The following is a 19621-nucleotide window of genomic DNA, read 5'->3' as shown; positions in this document are numbered from 1 at the left end:
CACCTCAGGCCAGGCGCTCGACGGCGGCGTCCAGGCGGGCCAATGTCCGCTCACGGCCCAGGACTTCCAGCGACTCGAACAGCGGCAGGCCCACCGTCCGGCCGGTCACCGCCACCCGTACCGGCGCCTGCGCCTTTCCGAGCTTCAGCCCGTGTTCGGCCGCCACCGCAGCCAGCTCCTCCTTCAGCGCCGCCGCCTCCCAGGCCGCCACCGCGGCGAGCCGCTCCCGGGCGGTGCGCAGCAGGGCGAGGGAACTCCCCCGGCCCTTCATGGCCTTCGCCCAGGAGGGCTCGGCGCGGACGGGCTCGGACAGGAACAGGAAGTCGACCTGCTCGACGATCTCGCCCAGGACCGCGATCCGGGACTGCGCGAGCGGGGCGAGCGCGGCGAAGGCCCGCGCGTCGAACGCGTCGGCCGGCCATGGCGCCCGCGGCGCGGCCAGCCACGGCCCGCACGCCGCGGTGAACTCCGCCACCCCCATGGCCCGGAGGTACTCGCCGTTGAAGGCCCGCAGTTTGGCCACGTCGAAGTACGCCGAGGCGGCGTTCACGTCCTCCACCCGGAACAGCTGCTCCAGCTCGGCGTACGGGCGGATCTCGACGTCGTCCTTCGGCCCCCAGCCGAGCAGAATCAGGTAGTTCACCATCGCCTCGGGCAGGTAGCCCTCCGTCAGGTAGTCCTCCAGGGCCACCTTGTCGCGGCGCTTGGACAGCTTCTGCCGCTTCTCGTTCACGATCACGGGCAGGTGCGCCCACCGGCAGAACCCGTCGTACCCGAGCTGGGCGGAGCCGGTCCGCTCGGCGAGCCGCTCGCGGGTGCAGTCGCAGTAGTAGGCCCGCCCGGCGGCGTACAGCTTCTCCGCGGCCGAGCGGTGCCGCTCGACGGCGGCGGACTGGAAGGAGGGGCCTTCGAAGGCCGGATCGCCCTCGTGGATGCCGATCGAGGCGAGCGCGCTGACGATGCCCGCGGTCCACTCGGGCTTGTTGCGGGCGGCGTCGGTGTCCTCGATCCGCAGGACGAACGTGCCGCCCCGCTGTCGTGCCGTCGCCCAGTTGTACAGAGCCGAGCGCGCACCGCCGACGTGGAACATGCAGGTGGGGCTCGGAGCGAATCGGACACGGACGGGACTCGTCCATGGAGGCAGGGTAGAGGCAGCGAGGCCGTCACCGAGAGCGAATTTCCCCCGAACGGCCTCCGGGAAGAGCCGCCGCGAGAACCTGATGTGACGTCAACTCACCATATTGACGGTTGCCTACTGAAGATCTCGTGGGTACTGTCGGATCCGCGTCAGGGAGACCGTCACGGGGGTGAAAATGGTCCTGAAAGCATTTCGCACCAGCTGACTGGACATCGGTTGTCGTCGGCTCCGGTCCTTGGGTGAGCAGCGTCGGGCGCTATCGGTCGATTTGCCGCCCTGCATGTGCTCTGACCTCGGCCGCCGCACTACCGACCCCCGCGAACAAGGAACGCTCTCCGAGCGTTCTGTCCCACCCGGACGTGTTTCGCATCATGAGGGAGGAGACTGTCATGGACAACAATTCCGTGGAGACCCCTGAGCTCCAGGCCTACGAGACCCCCGAGGTCTTCGAGGTGGGCTCTTTCGCCGAGGACACCGGCTACATGGGTTTCGTCGGCGGCGAACCGTGGGTGACCACCATCCCGCGTAGCTTCTGGTAAATCCGCGCCATGAGTGACGTGGCGCGCCAATCCGTCAAGGGGGAGCCGGTTCGGTGGATTTTGGTGAGCAGTACTTCGTGGTCCTCCCGGACCAGCAGAGGGCAGTCGCCGCCGCCGACCGGCTTCCACCGGATGCCACGCCGCTCATGTCGCACCGATCCGGCCGGCCCTGTCTGGCCGGCCGGATCAGCGCGGGACAGTTCCTGAAGGCCGAGGCGGGTGACACCGTTCTCGCCGTCGTGGGTGTCTGCTCCGCCACCCAGGCCGACCTGGACGCCCAGGTGGAGCGCATCACCGACCCGGCCCAGCTGGACGAGCTGTCACTGCGCTGGTCGGGCAGCTACCACCTGATCGCCTCGGTGGGCGGGCGACTGCGGGTACAGGGCACCGCCTCGGGGCTGCGCCGGATCAGCCACGGCAGCCTGGACGGGCTGACCGTCGCCGCCGACCGGACCGACCTGCTGGCCGAACTGATCGGCTCCACACCGGATGTGGGCGCACTCGCGCTGCGCCTGCTGGAGAACCTGCCCCACCCGCTGCCCGAACGCTCGCTCTGGCAGGGCGTCGAAACCGTCCCGCCCGGCAGCTGGCTGTCGGTACCGACGGACGGCCGGGGTGCCACGGTGCACCCCTGGTGGCGGTCACCGCAGGCCGAACTCTCCCTGGCCGAGGCCGCGGTGGCGCTGCGCACGGAACTGGCCGCCGCCGTCGACGCACGGCTCGCCCTCACCACCCGGCTGACCGGTGACTTCTCCGGCGGCCTGGACTCCACCTCGCTGCTCGCGCTGGCCGCGCAGGACACGCCTGTCGTCGGGTTCACGATGGCCAACGACGACCAGGCCGACGACGACCTCCACTGGGCCGAGCTCGCCGCCGCCGAACTGCCCCACCTCAAGCACGTCGTGTTCGGGAGCCACGAGGTGCCGGGCTTCTTCGCGGGCCTGACCGACCTCGAGGCAGTCACCGACGAGCCCAGCGTCGCCCTGCTGAGCACGCCCCGACTGCGGGCCATGCGGGAGCTCGCCGTCGAGCACGGATCCACCCTGCACCTGGACGGACTGGGCGGCGACCAGGCGCTGACCGGCCACTTCGCCTACTACCACGACCTGCTGCGCCGGCATCCGCTGATGGCCCTGCGGCGGCTCCGGACCATCCGCCAGCTGAGCCGACTGGACCTCGGGGCCTCACTGCGCACCCTGCTGGACGGCAGCTCCTACCCTTCCTGGTTCACGGCCGAGCTGAACGCGCTCACCTCGGGCCGGGTCCGGCGCCGCAACCGCGTCTTCGACTGGGGCGGCGGACCGGCCTTCCCCGACTGGCTGACGCCCGAAGCGGCGGAGCTGGTGACCGCCGAACTGCGCGCCGCCGCCGAGCGCGCCCGCCCGCTCGACCCGAGCCGCGGCCGGCACAGCGACCTGGCCGCGATCCAGGACGCCGGGCTGCTGGTCCGGTCGCTGCACCAGGTGGTCGCCCAGCCGGGGTACAGCGGCTCCTCGCCGTTCCTGGACGACCGGGTGATCGCGGCCTGCCTCGCGGCGCGGCCCGAAGAGCGGGTCACGCCCTGGGAGTTCAAGCCGCTGATCAAGAGTGCCATGGCCGGCGTGCTGCCCCGGCGGGTGCTGGAGCGGCGCACCAAGGCGGACGGCGCGATGATCGCCGCCGAGGGCTTCGCCCGGCACCGGCTCGAACTCGACCGGCTCTGGCAGACCTCCCGGCTGGCGGAGTTGGGGCTGGTCGACCCGGCCCCGCTGCGCGAACTGTGCCGCCGCCCGTACGCGAGCGCCACGCACGCGGGGCGGATGCCCGTGGCTCTGAGCACCGAACTCTGGGCCAGGGACCGGCTCGCCTGAGCCCGCTCCGCCCAGCCGGCCCTGCCGGAACCGCCGCCCTCCGCCCCGCCGGAACGCGCCCGAAGGCCGGAATGCGCCCGACCACGACGAGAGAGACCAGCATGACCTTCACGCTTCACCCGGACGTATCCACCGCCGACACCGAGTACGGCATCGTGCTGCTGGACGGCCGGGACGGCCGCTACTTCCAGCTCAACGGGACCGCCGCCGCGGCCTTCCAGGCGCTGGTGGACGGCGGCACCGTCGAGCAGGCCGCCGAGCGGCTGACGGCCACCTTCGACGTCGCATCGGACCGGGCCCGGCAGGACGTCGAGCGGCTGGTCACCAAGCTGGTGGCGCTCAAGGTCGTCGTCGCGTGAGCGACACGGTGGTGCCCGCCAGGACGGGACCAAAGCTGACGGTCAGCCAGAAACTCGTCGCCAAGGTGGCCGTGGGCCTGGCCCGGCTGCTCGCCCGCAAGCCGCCGGCCAGGATCCGGGCACTGCTGACCCGGCTGGGCAAGGGCGCCCGCCCGGCGAGCTACGCCGAGGCGGAGGCGGCCCGCAACGCCGTCGTCGCGGTCAGCCTGCGCTGCGCGGCCTTCGAGGGCTGCCTGCCACGCTCACTGGCGACGGTCCTGATCTGCCGGGCTCACGGCACCTGGCCCACCTGGGTGGTGGGGGTCCGGGCCCGGCCGCCGTTCGGCGCGCACGCCTGGGTGGAGGCCGAGGGGCGGATGGTGGACGAGGGGGTGGACCCCTCGTACTTCCGCAGCCTCTTCACCGTCGGCACGCCCGACGGCCAGGCGTAGCCCCCGCCGGTGCTGTTCCACCGCACCCGCCGGAGCCGCGTGCCGGGCCGAGCCTGTGAGCTGGAGTCACAGGATCACCGCCTGTCTGGCTGGGCCTCGGGACGGTCCGCAGGATGGCCGTATCGGACGTCCTGTCAGCCGTCGCGCGGCCGCTTCCGCCCGCCGTCCGAGGGCCCGGCCGCGCCACCGTACGTGAAGGTGGTACTTCGCCGTGAGCAGCATCTCCGACCCGCCCCTGCCCGACCGGGCCGAGGACGTCCCGCCCCTGGACACGGCCGCGCGGGGCTTCGACCGGTGGCGCTACGCCGGGGTGTTCCTCCTGCTGTTCCTGTTCGGCACGGAGACCTTCCTGGTCTCGCCGCTGCTGCCGACCATCGCGGACTCGGTCCACACCAGTGAGGCCGCCGCCGCCTCCAGCGTCACCGCCTACGTACTGGTGTACGCCGTCGCGGCGCCCTTCCTCGGGCTGCTGAGCGACCGGTTCGGCCGCCGCCGCACCCTCGTCGTGGGCACCCTGCTGTTCGTCCTGTCCAACGCGGCGGCGGCCCTGTCCACCGGGCTGACCCTGCTGGTCGTGTCCCGTGCGGTGGCCGGGCTGGCGGCGGCCGCGGCCGGGCCGGCGATCTGGGCGCACATCGCCGAGACCGCGCCGGAGGCGGTGCGCGGGCGGGCGCTGGGCCTCGGGATGGCGCTGTTCTCCTGCGGGCAGGTGATCGGTGTGCCGCTCGGCGGCTTCCTGGCCGGGCTGGCGGGCTGGCGCTCGGCGTTCTGGGCGTTGGCCGTCGGCACCGCCGCGGCGGTGCCGCTGCTGCTGCGCCAGGTCAGGGGCCGTACGGCGCAGGCGCCCGCGCCGCGGGTGGGGGCCGTACGGGCGATCCTGGCGGGCTGGGCCGATCCGACGCTGCGCCGCGCCCTGCTGGTCAACACGGTGTTCAACGCGGCCAACCTGGGCGCCTACACCTTCCTCGGCGCGGTGCTGGTGCAGCGCTTCGACCTGTCGGTCCAGGCGCTCGGCCTGGTGGGTGTGCTGGTCGGTGCGGGCAGCGTGGCCGGCTCGCTGGTCGGCGGGCGGCTCGGCGACCGGGCCAGGACCGCCGGGCGGTCCGACCTGCCGCTGCTGCCGCTGTGGGGCGTCCTGCTGGCGCTGGGCATCGCGGTGGCGGCCAAGGGGCCGGGCCTGGTGCTCGCCCTGGCCGGGGTGACGGTGTGGTTCCTGGCCTCGGGCGGCTTCGTGACGGACCAGCAGACGCTGGCGGGCACCATCGCCCCGGAGCTGCGTGCGACCTCCAGTGCATGGCTGACGTCGACCATGTACGCGGGCACCGGGCTCGGCGCCTGGGCGGTGGGTACGTTCGGCGACGTTGCGGACGGCACGCTGCTCATCGGCGCCGGTCTCGCGCTGCTGGCCGCGCTCGGCGGTCTGGCGGTCAGCCTGGGGATGCGCCACGCCGCCGCCACCGCCGGCACCTCCCCCGCCCCCACCGCACCGAAGGCCTGAGGCACCGGCCGGTCCGGCTCAGCCGACCCGGCGCTCCCCCTCCACGCCGCCGACCGCGCGCAACGGATGCTCGACCAGTTCGGTCATCCGCGCCCGGTCGGTGGCGTCGGTCGGGGTGAACAGCAGCACCGTCGCGGAGGGGTCGTCCACCGGGTGGAAGGAGGACAGGGTCAGCCGGACCGGCCCGAGGCCGACCGGTTCGACGGTGACGGTGCGGACGGTCAGCTCCGCCACCGAGTGGCATCCCCACCAGTGGCGGAGCTCCGGCGCGTCCTCGTCCAGGTGCCGGTAGACCTCACGGGTGCGGGGGGCGGCGAGGGCGGGGCCCGCCTGGGCGCGGAAGTGCTGGAAGACGTTCATCGCGAGCGGTTCCCAGTCGCGCAGCACCGCGCGCACCCGCGGGTGGGCGGCCATCACCCACATCAGGTTGCGCCGGTCGGCGGGGACGAACTCGGGCGAGCCCCAGAGCGCCGCCCACGCGGCATTCCAGCCGCGCAGGTCGAAGTGGCGGTCCAGCAGGACGGCGGGGCTGGCGGGCCAGGAGTCGAGGACGGGCTGGATGGCCCCGGCGATCCGGTCGGCGCCGTCCGGGCCGGCGGCCGGGGCGGGCTCGTGGTAGCCGGCCAGGCGCAGGGCGTGCCGCAGGCCCGCGTCGTCCAGCCGCAGCACGCGGGCGATCGCCTCCAGCACCTGCCGGGACGCGGCGACCCTCCCCTGCTCGACCCAGGTGTACCAGGCCAGGCCGACCCCGGACAGGGAGGCGACCTCCTCGCGGCGCAGGCCGGGGGTGCGGCGGCGGGTGGTGGCGGTGAGGCCGACGTCGGCCGGCTTGAGGAGTTCGCGGTGGGCGCGCAGGAAGGCGCCGAGTTCCCGTCCGGTGGGGGGAGTTGACACGGGTGGGCTCCTCGGCTTCTTCTTCTCGGGGTGATGGCCCCAGCGTAGGCGCAGCCCGCCGCTCGTCCCAGGGGTGAGCGGCGGGCTACACATGCTGTTAACGGAAGCGGGCTAACGGGGGGTCAGCGTCCAGAGCCGGACGGCCATGTGGCTGACGTGTCCGCGCTCCCGCTGCCGGCGCCAGGCGCTCTCGCCGACGGCGCGGAAGAACGCGGCCCGCCGGTCGGCCGGTACCAGGCGGCTGTAGTAGTCGCCGAAGGTGGCGGCGTGGAAGTGCTCGTACTGCTCGGCGCTGTCGACGGTGACGACGGCGTCGCGCTCCAGGTGGCCGGCCACCGCGAGGTGCGGGCCGATCACCGCCGCGAGGTCCTCGACGGTCCGGGTGCGGGTGGCGATCGGCAGCACGCCGCCGCGCGCGAAGGCGCCGGGCACCTCGTCGTCCGGGGTGCCGAGGGCCACCAGGGCGTCGCGGACCAGTTCGTCCTCGCCGCCGAGGCCGTGTTCGTCGCGGGCGGGGTGGTAGCTGGTGAACAGGAACCTGCCGCCGGGGGCGAGGTGGGCGGCGGCCCAGGCGAAGATCCGTTCCTCGTCCGGGTACAGCCAGTGCAGCACCGAGGTCTGGGTGATCACCTCGGCCCGGAAGGGCAGCGGCTCGGGCGCGGTGAGGTCGGCCCGGTGCAGGGCGATCCGCTCGCCGTACGGCCGGAGCCGGTCGGCGGCCTCGGCGATGCGGTGTTCGGAGCGTTCCAGGCCGACGGCGCGGCGCAGGGTGGGGAACCGTTCCAGAGCGGCCTGCAGCAGCTGGCCGATCCCGCTGCCGAGGTCGATCAGGGTCTCGGGGGCTCCGGTGACCTGGTCGAGCACCCAGTCGCGGTCCTGGACCTGGCGCAGCCGGCTGGCGTCGGCGTACCCGGCGAGGGTTCGGGCCTGGATCTCGACGGCGGACGTGCTCACGACTGGTTCTCCTCGGCGCTCGCGGGCCGGTCGACCAGGTGCAGCAGGCGCTCGCGGGCCTCGCTCTGGTCGTACCGCTTGAAGATGTTGATCCGGTTGCGGGTCAGGTCGCCCCGGTGCACGTACTCGTAGAGGTCCTGGCGCTGGCCGAAGCCGTCGCCGGTGAGCTCCCAGGCGATCCGGAACAGCCGGGACTTGCGTTCGGCGTCGATGCCGCGCCCGCGCATGTAGCGGTCCAGGTGCGGGCGCAGCCGGGGGTGGGCGAGGTCGGCGGCGGTGGGCTGGATGAGCAGGCCCGAGGCGCCGATCCGGCGGACGATCTCGACGGCGCTGCCGGCCACCTCGGCCGACCAGACCCGGGAGGCGGCGGTGTCGCCGGGGGCGAACAGGCCGCCGTCGGTGGGGCCGCCGCGGGCTTCGGCGGCGTCCAGGAAGTACTCGGTCAGTTCGGCGTACCCGGCGAGGCGTCCGAGGTCCTCCTGGATGTTGCGGAAGCCGTCCACCCCGATCGACTCGGCGACGAGGGTGGCGGTGGCGAGCAGGGTGCGCAGCCGTTCGCGGTAGCGGATGTGGCCGATGTAGGCGCTCCAGGCGTTGATCCGGCCGAGGCCGAGCCGGGCGAGGCCGGCGTCGCGCAGCAGGAAGACGCGGTCCCAGGGCACCAGGACGTCGTCGAAGAAGAGCATCGCGTCCTGCTCGTCGTACCGCGCGCCGAGGGGGTGGGCGTGGCCCCAGGGGGCGCTGCCGAGCGGCTCGCGGGCGAGGGTGACCAGTCCGGGGGTGTTGAGCGGCAGGGCGAACCAGGTGACGAACTGTTCGCCGCGGCCCTCGGTGAAGGAGGCGGAGAGGTAGACCAGCACCTCGTGGGCGAGCGGGGCGAGGGTGGTGAGCTGCTTGGCGCCGCGGACCACGATGCCCCGGTCGTTCTCCTCGATGACGCGCAGGGCGAGGTCGGGGTCGTCGAGCGGGTCGGCGGAGCGGTCGATCTGCGGGTCGCCCAGGGCGTGCGACAGGACGAGGTCGTTGGTGGCGCAGTGGCGGTACCAGGCTTCGGCGTTGGCGCCGAAGCGCGGGTCTGCCTCGGCCAGCCGGTGCCGGAAGTCGTAGACGCCGACGGCGATGGAGGCCATGAACGCGGGCGAGCGGCCCTGCTGGCCGAGTGCTTCGGCGTGCCAGAACTCGGCGCTGCGGCGCTGGATTCGGAGGTCGTCGAGGGTGCGCGGGGGCTGGTAGGCGCGGGCCAGCCGCAGGCCGCTGTCCGGGTCCTGCCAGGTGAGCAGGTCGCGGTGGTCGGGGTCGTGCTGGAGGTCGAGCAGCCGGGACAGCTCGTCCACGGCCGGGCGGAACGCGGGGTGCTCGGCAGGGTTCGCGATCCGTCGGCCGTCGAGGTAGAGCTCACGTCCGTCGTCGAGTTCGGCCCGGTAGCGGTCTCCGGTGAGCAGGCCTCGGGCGGTGGCGGGCGCGCCGCGACCGGCGGCGGTGTCCAGCAGTGTCATGCGCCAACTCCGTTGGTGTTCAAGGGTTTCGGGGCCAGTAGGCGGTACTGGCCGTCGTGGTAGAGAAGGGGTTCGCCGTCGTCGCGGGCCGCGGCGGCGACCCGGCCGACCAGGATGGTGTGGTCGCCGCCGGGCAGGGCCGCGTGCAGCCGGCAGTCGAACCAGGCCAGGGCGGACTCGACGACCGGGGCGCCGGTGGCGGCGGTCCGCGTCGGTACGGCGGCGAAGGCGCCGAGCGAGCGTCCGGCCCCGGGGGTGGCGAACCGCCGGGCCACGGCGGCCTGACGGTCCGTCAGGATCGAGAGGCCGAACCGCCCGGAGGCCCGGGCGGCGGCCACGAGCGGGCTGTGCCGGCCGATCGCGACGGTGACCAGCGGCGGGTCGAGGGAGAGGGTGCTGAAGGAGGAGACCGTCTTGGCGAAGACCTCCTCGCCCGCGCGGGTGGTGACGACCGCGACCCCGCTGGTCCAGCCGCGGGAGGCGGCCCGGAACTCCTCCTCGGTGGCCTGGTCGGTGGCGTGCCCGGCGGCTTTCCCGGCTGCTCGGGTCAGGGCGCCGCTCATCGCAACCCCACCTGGTAGGCGCGCAGCCACTCGTCGACCTGGACCAGGTGGTCGAGGCCGCCGACCGGGTTCGGCGCGGTGCGTGGGCTGGGCAGCGGTCGGCCCTCGGCGAGCAGCCGACGCACCAGGTCGCGGTCGACCAGCTCGAAGACCGGCGCGTTCGGGTCGGCCAGCAGCTCGTGGGCCCGGGCCGTGAGCACCTCGGTGTAGCGCACGGCGGGGGTGGACGGGTAGCCGCTCTTGGGCCGGTCGGCGACCTGCGGCGGGAGGAGGTCCCGGACGGCGTCGCGGAACAGCCCCTTGGCCCGCCCGTCCGGTGCCTTGAGCGCCCACGGGACGTTCCACAGGTATTCCACCAGGCGGTGGTCGCAGAACGGCACCCGGACCTCCAGGCCGACCGACATCGACACCCGGTCCACCCGGTCCAGCAGCGGGGGCAGCCAGCGGGTGAGCGCGAGGTGGAAGACCTCGCGGATCCGGGCGTCGCGGGCCGACTCGCCGGGCAGCCGCGGCACTTCGCCGAGCGAGCGCCGGTACGCGGCGGCGGTGTACTCCTCGGGGCGCACCTCGGCCCGGACGTCCGGGCGCAGCAGGTCCGCCGGGGTGGCCCTGCCGTGCAGCCACGGGAAGGTCGGGGCGGCGAGGGCGTCGGCGTCGTGGAAGTAGGGGTAGCCGCCGAAGATCTCGTCCGCGGCCTCGCCGGAGAGCGCGACGGTGGAGCGCCGCCGCACCTCGCGGAAGAGCAGGTGCAGGGAGGCGTCCATCTCGCCCCAGCCGGGGCGGTCGCGGGCGCGCAGGACGGCGTCGCGGGCGTCCAGCAGGTCGTCGTCGGGGACCAGGACGGTGGTGTGCAGGGTGCCGATGTGCTCGGCGGCGGCCTCCACGTAGGGGGCGTCGCGGGTGGTCCGCCAGGCGTCGGGGGTGCGTTCGGCGCTGCCGGGGAAGTCGACGGAGAAGCTGGTGATCTTGCCCTGGCCGGCCCGTTCGCGGGCGGCGGCGGCCAGCGCGGTGACGGCGCTGGAGTCGACGCCGCCGGAGAGCAGGGTGCACAGCGGCACGTCGCTGATCAGCTGCCGTTCGACGGCGTCGGCGAGCAGTTCCCGGACGGTCGCCCGGGTGGTCGCGGCGTCGTCCCGGTGCTCGGCGGACTCCAGCCGCCAGTACCGCACTTCCCGGGTGGCGGCACGGCCGACGACCACCAGTTGGCCGGGCCGGACCTCGTGGAGGCCGCGGAAGACGCCGTGGCCGGCGCTCGGCGCGGCGGGCAGCGCGAACAGTTCGGCGATGCCCTCGGCGTCCAGTTCGGCGCGGAACAGCGGGTTGGCGAGCACCGCCTTCGGCTCGGAGCCGAACAGGACGCCGCTGCGGTGGGCGTGCCAGTACAGCGGTTTGATGCCGAGGTGGTCGCGGACCAGCAGCAGTTCCTCGCGCCGGGCGTCCCAGAGGGCGTAGGCGAAGATGCCGTTGAACCTGGCCGGTGCGTCCTTGCCCCACTGGAGGTGGGCCCGCAGCACCACCTCGGTGTCCGAGCGGGAGCGGAAGACGTGCCCGAGGGCCTCCAGTTCGGTGCGCAGCTCGCGGTGGTTGTAGAGCTCGCCGTTGTAACTCAGGACGGCCGCGGTGTCCGGTCCGGGGCGGTCGGCGAGCGGCTGGGCGCCGCCGTCCGGGTCGATCACGGACAGCCGGCGGTGGCCGAGGGCGGCGTGCCGGGAGAGCCAGACGCCGTCCGCGTCCGGGCCGCGGCAGGCCAGGGTGGCGGTCATCTCCCGGACGGTCCGCGCCTGGTGGAGCAGGTCGGTGTCCCAGTCGATCCAGCCGGTGATGCCGCACATGTCAGGACTCCCCGGGTTCGTCGGTGGCGGTGGGCGCGGCGGGCCCGGTGGGCTCGGCGGTCGCGTCCGTCGAGGCGGGCCCGGTGGCTTCGGTGACTTCGGTGGCTTCGGCGGGCCCGGCGATCTCAGCGGGCCCGGTCGCGGTCGCGGTCGTGGACTCCCAGCGGCAGCCGTGGCCGGTCGGGCCGTGGGTCAGGCGGTGCGCGGGCCGGTAGCCCTTGGCACGGATGTTGGCGGACAGCGCCTCGGTGCAGTAGGTGCAGGGCGAGGCGAGGGTCAGCCGGACGCCCGAGCGCCGAGCCTTCTCGCGGTAGTCCCAGATCGCGCAGTGCGTGATGGTGAGCGCCGCGCGTTCCGGTCCGGGCGGCGCATCGTCGTCGAACTCGTAGTCGGAGCCGTACAGTTCGGCCTGCCGGGCGATCCGGTGGATCGGGTCGGCGGCGCCCCGGCCGTGGTCGGGCTCGACGTCGCGGTGCACCTCGGCGTTGGACCGGGCCCAGTCCCCGAGTACCTGCTCGCCGTAGCGGACGACGAGGAAACGTTCCATCAGGGCCTGGTCGCGGAAGAACACCCGCTGCCACTCGACGGCCGGCGCGTCCGGCTCGGGCAGGTCGGCGAACAGCTCGGACTGCAGGACGAACCAGTCGGTGAGGTGCAGTTCGTCCCCGCGTGACACCAGGTACCGCGTCAGCCCGGCCTCGGCCTCGTGCAGCCGCTGCCGCCAGAGCGCGGACCGCTCGGCGTCCGGCATCGCGCGGTACGGGGACCTCGGCTGCTCCGGGCCGGGGCTTCGGCTCCCGGCGGGCAGGACCACCGTACGCGGGCCGGCCTCGCCGACCGCCCGGCCACCGGCCCGGCCACCCCCCAGGCCACCGGCGCCGGTCGGACCGCCGGTCCCGTCGGACACACCCCCCATCGGGCCATCTCCCTTCGGCTGAACGATCCGTCGGACCGTCGTGTCGTCGTCGTTCCCGCCACGCTACGAAGCGGTCCGCGCGCCCCGGTAGCCCCGAACGGCGCCGGCCAGGGCGCCGATCGTCGCCGTTCGGATGCTCCGAAGGTCGCCTCGCACCGCACCCGCCAGGAGCCCGGGCACGACGAAGGGCGGGCCCCGCGTCCTGGCGGGGCCCGCCCTCGGGCGGTGCGTGTGCGGCGACGGACGTGTACGGCGACGGAACTACCCGGCGAGCCCGTGCCGGTGGGCGTAGAGCGCGGCGCGCAGCCGGTCGGGCTGCCCGATCTTGCGCATGGCCTGGGTGAGGTGCTTCTTCACGGTGGCCTCGGCGAGGGCCAGTTCGCGCCCGATCTCGGCGTTGCTCAGCCCGTGCCCGAGCTTGACCAGCACCTCCCGTTCGCGTTCGGTCAGCCCGGCCTGCTGCGGCGGCAGCTCGCCGAGGTGCCGCCCGGGAGACGCCGCGTGGATCCGGGCGGGCGGCGGTGCCGGCAGGAACACCGACCCGCCGGCTGCCACGAGTTGGACCGCGCCGATGATCCGCTCCCCGGCCAGGTCGAGCGGGAAGCAGCCGCCGGCTCCGGCCAGCAGCATCCGGCTCGCCTCGGCGGTCGACTCGGCCCGGCGCAGCAGCAGGACCCGGGCGTCAGGGGCCCCGTCCGGTCCGCGCAGCGCCACCACGGCCGCCAGGTCCTCCTCCAGGCTCGCGCCGCGGCCGAGCAGCACGATGTCGGGGGCGATGCGGTGCACGGCCACGACGGCGCGCAGCGGGTCGCCGGTGGAGCCGACCACCGTCAGTCCGGGCGCGGTGGCCAGCACGCTGCGCAGCCCGGCGCTGGCCACCGAGTGCCGTTCGACCAGGAACACCCGGGCGAGCCCGGTGCGGTCGCGTTCCTCGTCCACGCAACTCGGGTGGCCGCAGCCGCACCCGGCGTCCGCCCGGCCCGGGGCCGGCGGTGCCGGTTCGGCCAGCAGCTGGTGACCGGCGATCAGGTCGAGCGGGTTGTCGATCTCGGCGTGCGGACGGGCCGGTCCCGTGGCGGGCGCGTCCCCCGGGCCGGTGCCGCCACAGGCGGCGCGGCGGGCGGGAAGCCGGCGGCCGCGCGGGCCGGCCGGGGCGGCGAAGGTGCTCACTGCTGCCATCGGGCACCTCCGGGAGCGGAGGCTGGACGTCTGTGGTAGGGCATGGCGATGCGGTCCCCCTAGCTGGTGGCTGGTCGGCCCCGTGGACGCGATCTGCTGCGACAGGGATCCGCCGGCGACGCGGACAGGCGTCGGGCAGGGATCCGGGGTGAGGAGGGAGCGCCGACCGCGGCGGGTGTGGACCGGGGCGGTCAGCGCGGTGCGCGCGATCGACAGAACTCGTCGAAGCACCTGCGGTGCCACGAGCCGCCGATCCCGACCAAGGTGAAGTCGGTCCGCCGAATAGCCATGCGGGAAACCCTAGGTCCGGTTCCTTGTGCAGGTCAAGGACGGGACCGGGCCTCGGCGGCCGGGGCAGCGGTACTCCGGCCACCACGGATCCTGTGACCGGAGGTAACAGCATCAGGAACTGACTGGCTGTCGGGGCCGTGCGTCCGCAACGCTCCTCCAAGCGACCTCGGCCGTCGCGGCGACGGTGTCCCGACGCCGCAGGGGCAGCCCCGCCCACACTCCGAACACCGCTGCCAAGCAGCCGAAATGACGGCCCGGCATTCCCGAACCCCCGCCCGAGAACTCACGCAGAAGTCCCGCAGAACTCCCGCACGACTCCCGAAGGAGCAGCAGCGCCATGCCCGCCCCGCCCCACCGGCCCGCCGCCGGCCCGTCCGGCGCCCCGCCCCGGAGGGTCGACCGGTGACCCGGTTCCTGGTGCGCCGACTCCTGCTGGCCGTCCCGACGCTGCTCGGCGTCACCGCCGTCGTCTTCGCGACCGTGGCGCTCGTCCCCGGCGACCCGGTCGCCGCCTTCCTCGGCCCGGGCGCACCGCCCGAGGCCCGTCGGGTGCTCACCGAACGGCTCGGCCTGGACCAGCCGTTGCCCGTGCGCTACGCGGACTGGCTCGGCCACGCGCTCACCGGCGACCTCGGCACGTCCATCTCCGGCCAGCGCCCTGTCGCCGGCCTGCTGCTCCCCGCGCTCGGCCAGACGCTCACCCTGACGGCGGCCGCGTTCCTCCTGGTGCTGGTCGGCGGGGTGGCGCTCGGCGCCCTCGGTGCGGTGCGTCCGCGCGGCCCCGGCGGGCGGATCTCCGGCGCGCTGTCCACCCTCGCGGTGTCCGCCCCGCAGTACTCGGTGGCGCTGCTGCTGATCGCCGTCTTCGCGGTCGGGCTGCGCTGGCTGCCGGCCGGCGGCACGCACGACGCGTTCGGCTCCGGCGGTCCGGCCGACCTGGCCCGCCACCTGGTCCTGCCGGCGGTCGCCGCCGCGCTCGTGCCGCTCGGGCTCACCGCGCGGGTGTTCCGGGCGTCGCTGGGCACCGTCCTGGCCGGTGAGCTGGCCGACTCGCTGCGGGCCCGCGGCCTGCGCCCGGCCGCCGTACTGCGGCACTGCGTGCACAACGCCTCGCCCGCGCTGCTGACCATCGGCGGCCTGCAACTCGCCTACCTGCTGGAGGGGGTGGTCTTCGTGGAGACCCTGTTCGCCTGGCCCGGCGTCGGCCGGCTGCTGTACGACGCGCTCACCGCCCGTGACCTGCCCCTGGTGCAGGGTGGGGTGCTGGTGGTGGCGGTGGCGTTCGTCGGCGTCAACATCCTGGTGGACGCGGGGCACGCGGCGATCGACCCGCGAGTGAGGACCTGACATGACGTCGACCCCGTGGACCGGACGGACCAGCCGGAACCTCGGCCTGGTCGTCCCCGGCGCCCTCGCCGTGCTGCTCGTCCTGCTCGCCCTCGCCGCGCCGCTGGTCGCCCCGTACGACCCGGCCGCCGGGCGGCTCGCGGACCGGCTGCTCGACCCCGGCAGCCCCGGCCACCCGCTGGGCACCGACGGGCAGGGCCGCGACCTGCTGAGCCGGCTGATCTGGGCCGGGCGTGCCTCGCTCACCGGAGGGCTCGTGCCGGTCACCGTCGCCGCCGTCGCCGGGACCCTGCTCGGCATCACGGCCGGCCTCGGCGGCCGGTTCACCGAACAGGCCCTGCTGCGCACCCTGGACGTGCTCTACGCCTTCCCCGGGGTGCTGCTGGCGATCGCCGTCGCCTCGCTGCTCACCCCCGGCCTGGGCGCGACCGTGCTCGCGCTGTCCGTGGTGCTCACCCCGGCGGTCGCCCGGGTCGCGTTCACCGAGACCCGGCGGATCCGCACCTCCGAGTACCTGGAGGCGGCCCGGGTCAGCGGCGCCGGCTGGGGCGCGCTGGTGATCCGGCAGGTCGCCCCCGTGGTGGCTCCGGTGGTGCTGGTGTACTCCTCCTCGCTGGTCGGGCTCGCCGTCGTGTACGCCGCCGGACTGTCCTTCCTCGGGCTCGGGGTCGCCCCGCCCACCGCCGAGTGGGGCGCGATGCTGGACGAGCTGCGGCCCTCGCTGCTCACCCACCCCTGGGTGGCGGTGCTGCCGGCCCTCGTCATCCTCGCCGTCTCGGTCGTGTTCAACACCCTCGGCGAGGCGCTGCGCACCCGGGTCGGCGACGCCGCGGCCCATCTGCCGCGCGCCACCCAGGCCGTGACGCGACGAACCGCCAAGCAGGTGATCCGATGAGCCCACTGCTGGAGATCGACGATCTGGGCGTCGAGTACCCCGGAGTCGTCCGGGCCGTCGACGGGGTCTCCCTCGCCCTGCGGGCCGGCGGCGCCCTGGTGCTGCTCGGCGAGTCCGGCAGCGGCAAGACCACCGTCGCCCGTACGGTGCTCGGCCTGCCCGGGCGGGGCGCCACCGTCACCGGGAGCGTCCGGCTCGCCGGGACGGACCTGCGGGCACTCGACGAACGCGCGTTCTCGGACGTCCGCGGCCGGCGCATCGGCTACGTGCCGCAGGACCCGAGCGCCTCGCTCGACCCCCTGCGCCGGATCGGCCCGCAACTCGCCGAGGTGCTGCGCCGACACCGGATCGCCGACGGCCGCCGGGCCGCCCGCGCCGCCGTCCCCGGGCTGCTCGCCACCGCCGGCGTCCCGGATCCGGGGCGAGTCGCCCGGGCGTACCCGCACGAGCTCTCCGGCGGCCTGCGCCAGCGCGCCGCAATCGCCCTCGCGATCTGCTGCGGCCCGGAACTGCTGATCGCCGACGAGCCGACCACCGCGCTGGACGCCCTGGTCCGCGGCCGGATCCTGGACCTCTTCGCCACCCTGCGCACCGACTGCGGCATCGCGCTGCTGCTGGTCACCCACGACCTCGCGGTGGCCCGCCGCATCGGCGGCACGGTGGCGGTCATGCGGGCCGGCCGGATCGTCGAACTCGGCCCGGCCGAACGGGTGCTGGGCGAGCCCGGCCACGCCTTCACCGCCGCCCTGGTGGCCGCCGAACCGGGAGCCCGCCGATGAGCCTGCACCACCGCGACACGCCCGACCTCCACGGCACGACCGACCACCGCGACACGCCCGACCACCACGGCACGCCCGACCACCGCACCGCGTCCGACCGCCACACCGCCCCCGGCGCCGAGACGCCCCCGCGCCCCCTGCTCACCCTCGACGCCGTCGGCAAGCGCTACGGCGGCCGGACGGCGCTGGAGGGCGTCAGCCTCACCATCGCCCCCGGCGAGACCGTCGCCCTGGTCGGCGAGTCCGGCTCCGGGAAGTCCACCGTGGCCCGCCTCGCCCTCGGCCTGCTCGCCCCCGACTCCGGCAGCGTCCGCTTCGACGGCCGCGACCCGTACCGGCTGCGCGGCCGCGCCGACCGTGCGCTGCGGGGCCGGCTGCAGTTCGTCCCGCAGCACCCGCGCGGCTCGCTCAACCCGAGCCTGCGGGCCGGGGAGGCGGTCGCCTTCGCGCTGCGGCTGCACGGCACCCCGCGCGCCGGGCGTGCCGCAACCGTCGCCCGACTGTTCGCCCAGGTCGGTCTGGAGCCCGCGCTCGCCACCCGCTACCCGCGCGAGCTGTCCGGCGGGCAGCTGCAGCGGGTGGCCGTCGCCCGGGCCCTGGCCACCGGGCCCGAGCTGCTGGTCTGCGACGAGCCGACATCCGCCCTGGACCGCAGTGTCCAGGCCCGGCTGCTCGACCTGCTCACCGAGCTGCGCGAACGCACCGGCCTGGCCTACCTGTTCATCTCCCACGACCTCGCCGTCGTCCGCCACCTCGCCCACCGGGTGCTGGTGCTGCGGCACGGCCGGGTGGTCGAGGAGGGGCCCGTCGACCGCCTCTGGGACTCCCCCGCGCACCCGTACACCCGGGCCCTGCTGGAAGCCGCCACCGGCACCGCCCCCTCCGCCACCGGCACAGCCCCTTCCGCGCCCTGACCGACACCGCTCTGCGCCCTGACCGACTCCGCTCTGCGCTCCGCACCACCGAACCGACGAGGAAACACCATGACGCGCACCGCCCGTACCCGTTCCAGAGCCGTCGCCCTGTCGGCCGCCGCCGTCCTGCTCACCGCGGCCGCCGGCTGCGCCGGGTCCGGCGGCGGCTCCACCGGGGCGGGCGGCGGCGACGGCCGCGGCGGGACCCTGGTCATCGGCGCCACCGGCAAGCTGCCGAACACCGACACCGTGATCGGCGGCGCGGGTTTCGAGGGCAAGCGGCTTGTCTCCTTCCAGCTCTACGAGGGCCTCACTCGCTACGAGTTGCTCAAGGGCACCGACAAGCCGCCGACCGTCACCGGCGCCCTCGCCACCGACTGGCAGGTCGCGGCCGACCGCAGGACCTGGACTTTCACCCTCCGCCAGGGCGTGAAGTTCCAGGACGGCACCCCCTTCGACGCCGACGCCGTGGTCTTCAACCTGGCGCGCTACCTCGACAAGGGCAGCCCCGAGTACACCGACGCCCTCGGCGCCGCCGCCGCGGAGTACGCGGGCGACATCGCCTCCTACCGCAAGACCGACGCCGACCACGTCGAACTGGTCACCAAGGAACCCAACGGCCATTTCCCCGAGGACCTCGCGCACGTCCTGATCGCCAGCCCCACCGCCGTCCGCAAGGCCGGCTCGGCGAACTTCGCCCAACACCCGGTCGGTACCGGCCCGTTCTCCTTCGTCTCGCAGACCGAGGGCCAGCAGATCGAGCTCACCGCCAACAAGGACTACTGGCGCGGCGCCCCCAAGCTCGACCGCCTCGTGATCAAGGCGCTGCCGGACGCCGCCGCCCGCACCGCGGCCCTGCGCTCGGGCGGCGCGAACTGGATCGAGTACCCGAACCCGGACGACATCGAGAGCCTCAAGGCCGACGGCGTCACGATCGCCACCAACAGCTACGACCACCTCTGGTACTGGATCCTGGACACCTCCAAGGCCCCCTGGAACAACCCGCTGGTCCGCAAGGCCGCCAACTACGCGATCGACCGCAAGGCCATCGCCGACAATCTGCTGCACGGCACCGCCGACCCGGCCTACCAGGCCGCGCCGCGCGCCACCGCCGCCTACGACCCCGCCGGCGACGCCTACTCCTACGACCCGGCCAAGGCCCGGCAGTTGCTCACCGAGGCCGGCGTACCGAACGGCTTCGGCACCTCCGTCACGGTGCCCACAGGCGGCAGCGGCAACCTGCTGCCGGTGCCGATCGCCGAGGCCATCCAGCGGGACCTCGCCGCCGTCGGCATCAAGGTCGAACTGCGCACCACCGACTGGACCACCCTGATCGGCGCCGAGGCCAAGGGCCAGGTCGCGCTCGGTTCCGACGCCGTCGCCCAGTCCACCACGCTGTTCCAGTCCGAGGCACTGCTGCCGCTGTTCATCGGCTCCACGAGCCCGTTCTGGACCGGCCACTACGCGAACCCGCAGGTCGACGGGTTGCTCGCGTCCTCGGCCGCCGACGCCGACCAGGCCGCCCGGCAGGCCGGCTACCGCAGGGCCCTCACCCTCGTCACCCAGGACGCGCCCTGGCTGTTCGTGGTCAACGACCGCAACCCGCGGGCCCTTTCACCGAAGGTCCACGGGCTCGTGCAGCCGCAGTCCTGGTTCCTCGACCTGACCACGGTCTGGGTCGGCTGAGGCTGACCGGCGCCCCCTCTCCGACACCACCCCCAGCACCACCCCGAGCACCACTGGAAG

18 protein-coding genes are annotated in these 19621 nt (G+C 74.5%); 10 read left to right on the top strand and 8 right to left on the bottom strand.

Translation table 11 applies throughout. The features are described from left to right. Nucleotides 1–4 precede the first annotated feature (4 nt). Nucleotides 5–1090, bottom strand: coding sequence for a glutamate--tRNA ligase family protein (locus tag ACIBEC_RS11630; RefSeq protein WP_360490928.1), 1086 nt, complete (start codon nucleotides 1088–1090; stop codon nucleotides 5–7). Between the two features lie 437 nt (nucleotides 1091–1527). Between ACIBEC_RS11630 and ACIBEC_RS11625 the strand changes: the two genes are divergently transcribed. The 5 genes from ACIBEC_RS11625 (at nucleotide 1528) to ACIBEC_RS11605 (ending at nucleotide 5815) form a co-directional block, all read left to right on the top strand. Further along, nucleotides 1528–1677, top strand: a complete 150-nt coding sequence (locus ACIBEC_RS11625) for a keywimysin-related RiPP (RefSeq protein WP_360490931.1) — start codon at nucleotides 1528–1530, stop codon at nucleotides 1675–1677. A gap of 53 nt (nucleotides 1678–1730) precedes the next feature. Beyond that, nucleotides 1731–3527, top strand: a complete 1797-nt coding sequence (locus ACIBEC_RS11620) for an asparagine synthase-related protein (protein ID WP_360490934.1) — start codon at nucleotides 1731–1733, stop codon at nucleotides 3525–3527. Between the two features lie 101 nt (nucleotides 3528–3628). Further along, entirely contained in the window at nucleotides 3629–3886 is a 258-nt protein-coding gene (locus tag ACIBEC_RS11615; RefSeq protein ID WP_360490937.1) for a lasso peptide biosynthesis PqqD family chaperone, read from the top strand. Next, nucleotides 3883–4317, top strand: a complete 435-nt coding sequence (locus ACIBEC_RS11610) for a lasso peptide biosynthesis B2 protein (protein WP_360490940.1) — start codon at nucleotides 3883–3885, stop codon at nucleotides 4315–4317. The genes ACIBEC_RS11615 and ACIBEC_RS11610 overlap by 4 nt, the downstream gene beginning before the upstream one ends. Before the next feature lie 211 nt (nucleotides 4318–4528). Next, the gene (locus tag ACIBEC_RS11605; RefSeq protein ID WP_360490943.1) at nucleotides 4529–5815 is read left to right on the top strand and encodes an MFS transporter; all 1287 of its coding nucleotides are present in this window, start codon (nucleotides 4529–4531) and stop codon (nucleotides 5813–5815) included. Between the two features lie 18 nt (nucleotides 5816–5833). On the opposite strand, the gene ACIBEC_RS11600 is transcribed toward ACIBEC_RS11605, so the two are convergent. From ACIBEC_RS11600 to ACIBEC_RS11570, 7 genes are all read right to left on the bottom strand, one after another. Next, complete coding sequence (locus ACIBEC_RS11600) at nucleotides 5834–6709, bottom strand: helix-turn-helix transcriptional regulator (protein ID WP_360490946.1); 876 nt, start codon at nucleotides 6707–6709, stop codon at nucleotides 5834–5836. Nucleotides 6710–6820: 111 nt separating this feature from the next. Next, entirely contained in the window at nucleotides 6821–7663 is an 843-nt protein-coding gene (locus ACIBEC_RS11595) for a class I SAM-dependent methyltransferase (protein WP_360490949.1), read from the bottom strand. Continuing rightward, nucleotides 7660–9159, bottom strand: a complete 1500-nt coding sequence (locus ACIBEC_RS11590; RefSeq protein WP_360490952.1) for a 4-hydroxyphenylacetate 3-hydroxylase N-terminal domain-containing protein — start codon at nucleotides 9157–9159, stop codon at nucleotides 7660–7662. Before ACIBEC_RS11590 ends, ACIBEC_RS11595 begins: the two co-directional genes overlap by 4 nt. Next, nucleotides 9156–9722, bottom strand: a complete 567-nt coding sequence (locus tag ACIBEC_RS11585; protein WP_360490955.1) for a flavin reductase family protein — start codon at nucleotides 9720–9722, stop codon at nucleotides 9156–9158. The genes ACIBEC_RS11590 and ACIBEC_RS11585 overlap by 4 nt, the downstream gene beginning before the upstream one ends. Further along, nucleotides 9719–11554: an asparagine synthase (glutamine-hydrolyzing) gene (gene asnB, locus ACIBEC_RS11580; RefSeq protein WP_360490958.1), complete on the bottom strand. Its 1836-nt coding sequence runs from the start codon at nucleotides 11552–11554 to the stop codon at nucleotides 9719–9721. The genes ACIBEC_RS11585 and asnB overlap by 4 nt, the downstream gene beginning before the upstream one ends. Nucleotide 11555: 1 nt before the next feature. Further along, nucleotides 11556–12470, bottom strand: coding sequence for a hypothetical protein (locus ACIBEC_RS11575; protein ID WP_360490961.1), 915 nt, complete (start codon nucleotides 12468–12470; stop codon nucleotides 11556–11558). A 261-nt stretch (nucleotides 12471–12731) separates the two neighbouring features. Further along, complete coding sequence (locus ACIBEC_RS11570) at nucleotides 12732–13649, bottom strand: response regulator transcription factor (RefSeq protein WP_360490964.1); 918 nt, start codon at nucleotides 13647–13649, stop codon at nucleotides 12732–12734. Nucleotides 13650–14342: 693 nt separating this feature from the next. Here ACIBEC_RS11570 and ACIBEC_RS11565 point away from each other — a divergent pair. From ACIBEC_RS11565 to ACIBEC_RS11545, 5 genes are all read left to right on the top strand, one after another. Next, nucleotides 14343–15287: an ABC transporter permease gene (locus ACIBEC_RS11565; RefSeq protein ID WP_360490967.1), complete on the top strand. Its 945-nt coding sequence runs from the start codon at nucleotides 14343–14345 to the stop codon at nucleotides 15285–15287. Between the two features lies 1 nt (nucleotide 15288). Continuing rightward, complete coding sequence (locus ACIBEC_RS11560; RefSeq protein WP_360490970.1) at nucleotides 15289–16182, top strand: ABC transporter permease; 894 nt, start codon at nucleotides 15289–15291, stop codon at nucleotides 16180–16182. Beyond that, the gene (locus ACIBEC_RS11555; protein ID WP_360490973.1) at nucleotides 16179–16961 is read left to right on the top strand and encodes an ABC transporter ATP-binding protein; all 783 of its coding nucleotides are present in this window, start codon (nucleotides 16179–16181) and stop codon (nucleotides 16959–16961) included. Before ACIBEC_RS11560 ends, ACIBEC_RS11555 begins: the two co-directional genes overlap by 4 nt. Further along, a complete protein-coding gene (locus ACIBEC_RS11550; RefSeq protein ID WP_360490976.1) occupies nucleotides 16958–17875 on the top strand; it encodes an ABC transporter ATP-binding protein in 918 nt (305 codons plus the stop codon). Before ACIBEC_RS11555 ends, ACIBEC_RS11550 begins: the two co-directional genes overlap by 4 nt. 69 nt (nucleotides 17876–17944) lie before the next feature. Continuing rightward, nucleotides 17945–19561, top strand: a complete 1617-nt coding sequence (locus ACIBEC_RS11545; RefSeq protein WP_360490979.1) for an ABC transporter substrate-binding protein — start codon at nucleotides 17945–17947, stop codon at nucleotides 19559–19561. Nucleotides 19562–19621 lie beyond the last annotated feature (60 nt).

This window comes from Kitasatospora sp. NPDC051164, assembly GCF_044455625.1.
Lineage (GTDB): Bacteria > Actinomycetota > Actinomycetes > Streptomycetales > Streptomycetaceae > Kitasatospora.
This window is presented reverse-complemented; position numbering and strand designations above follow the sequence as displayed.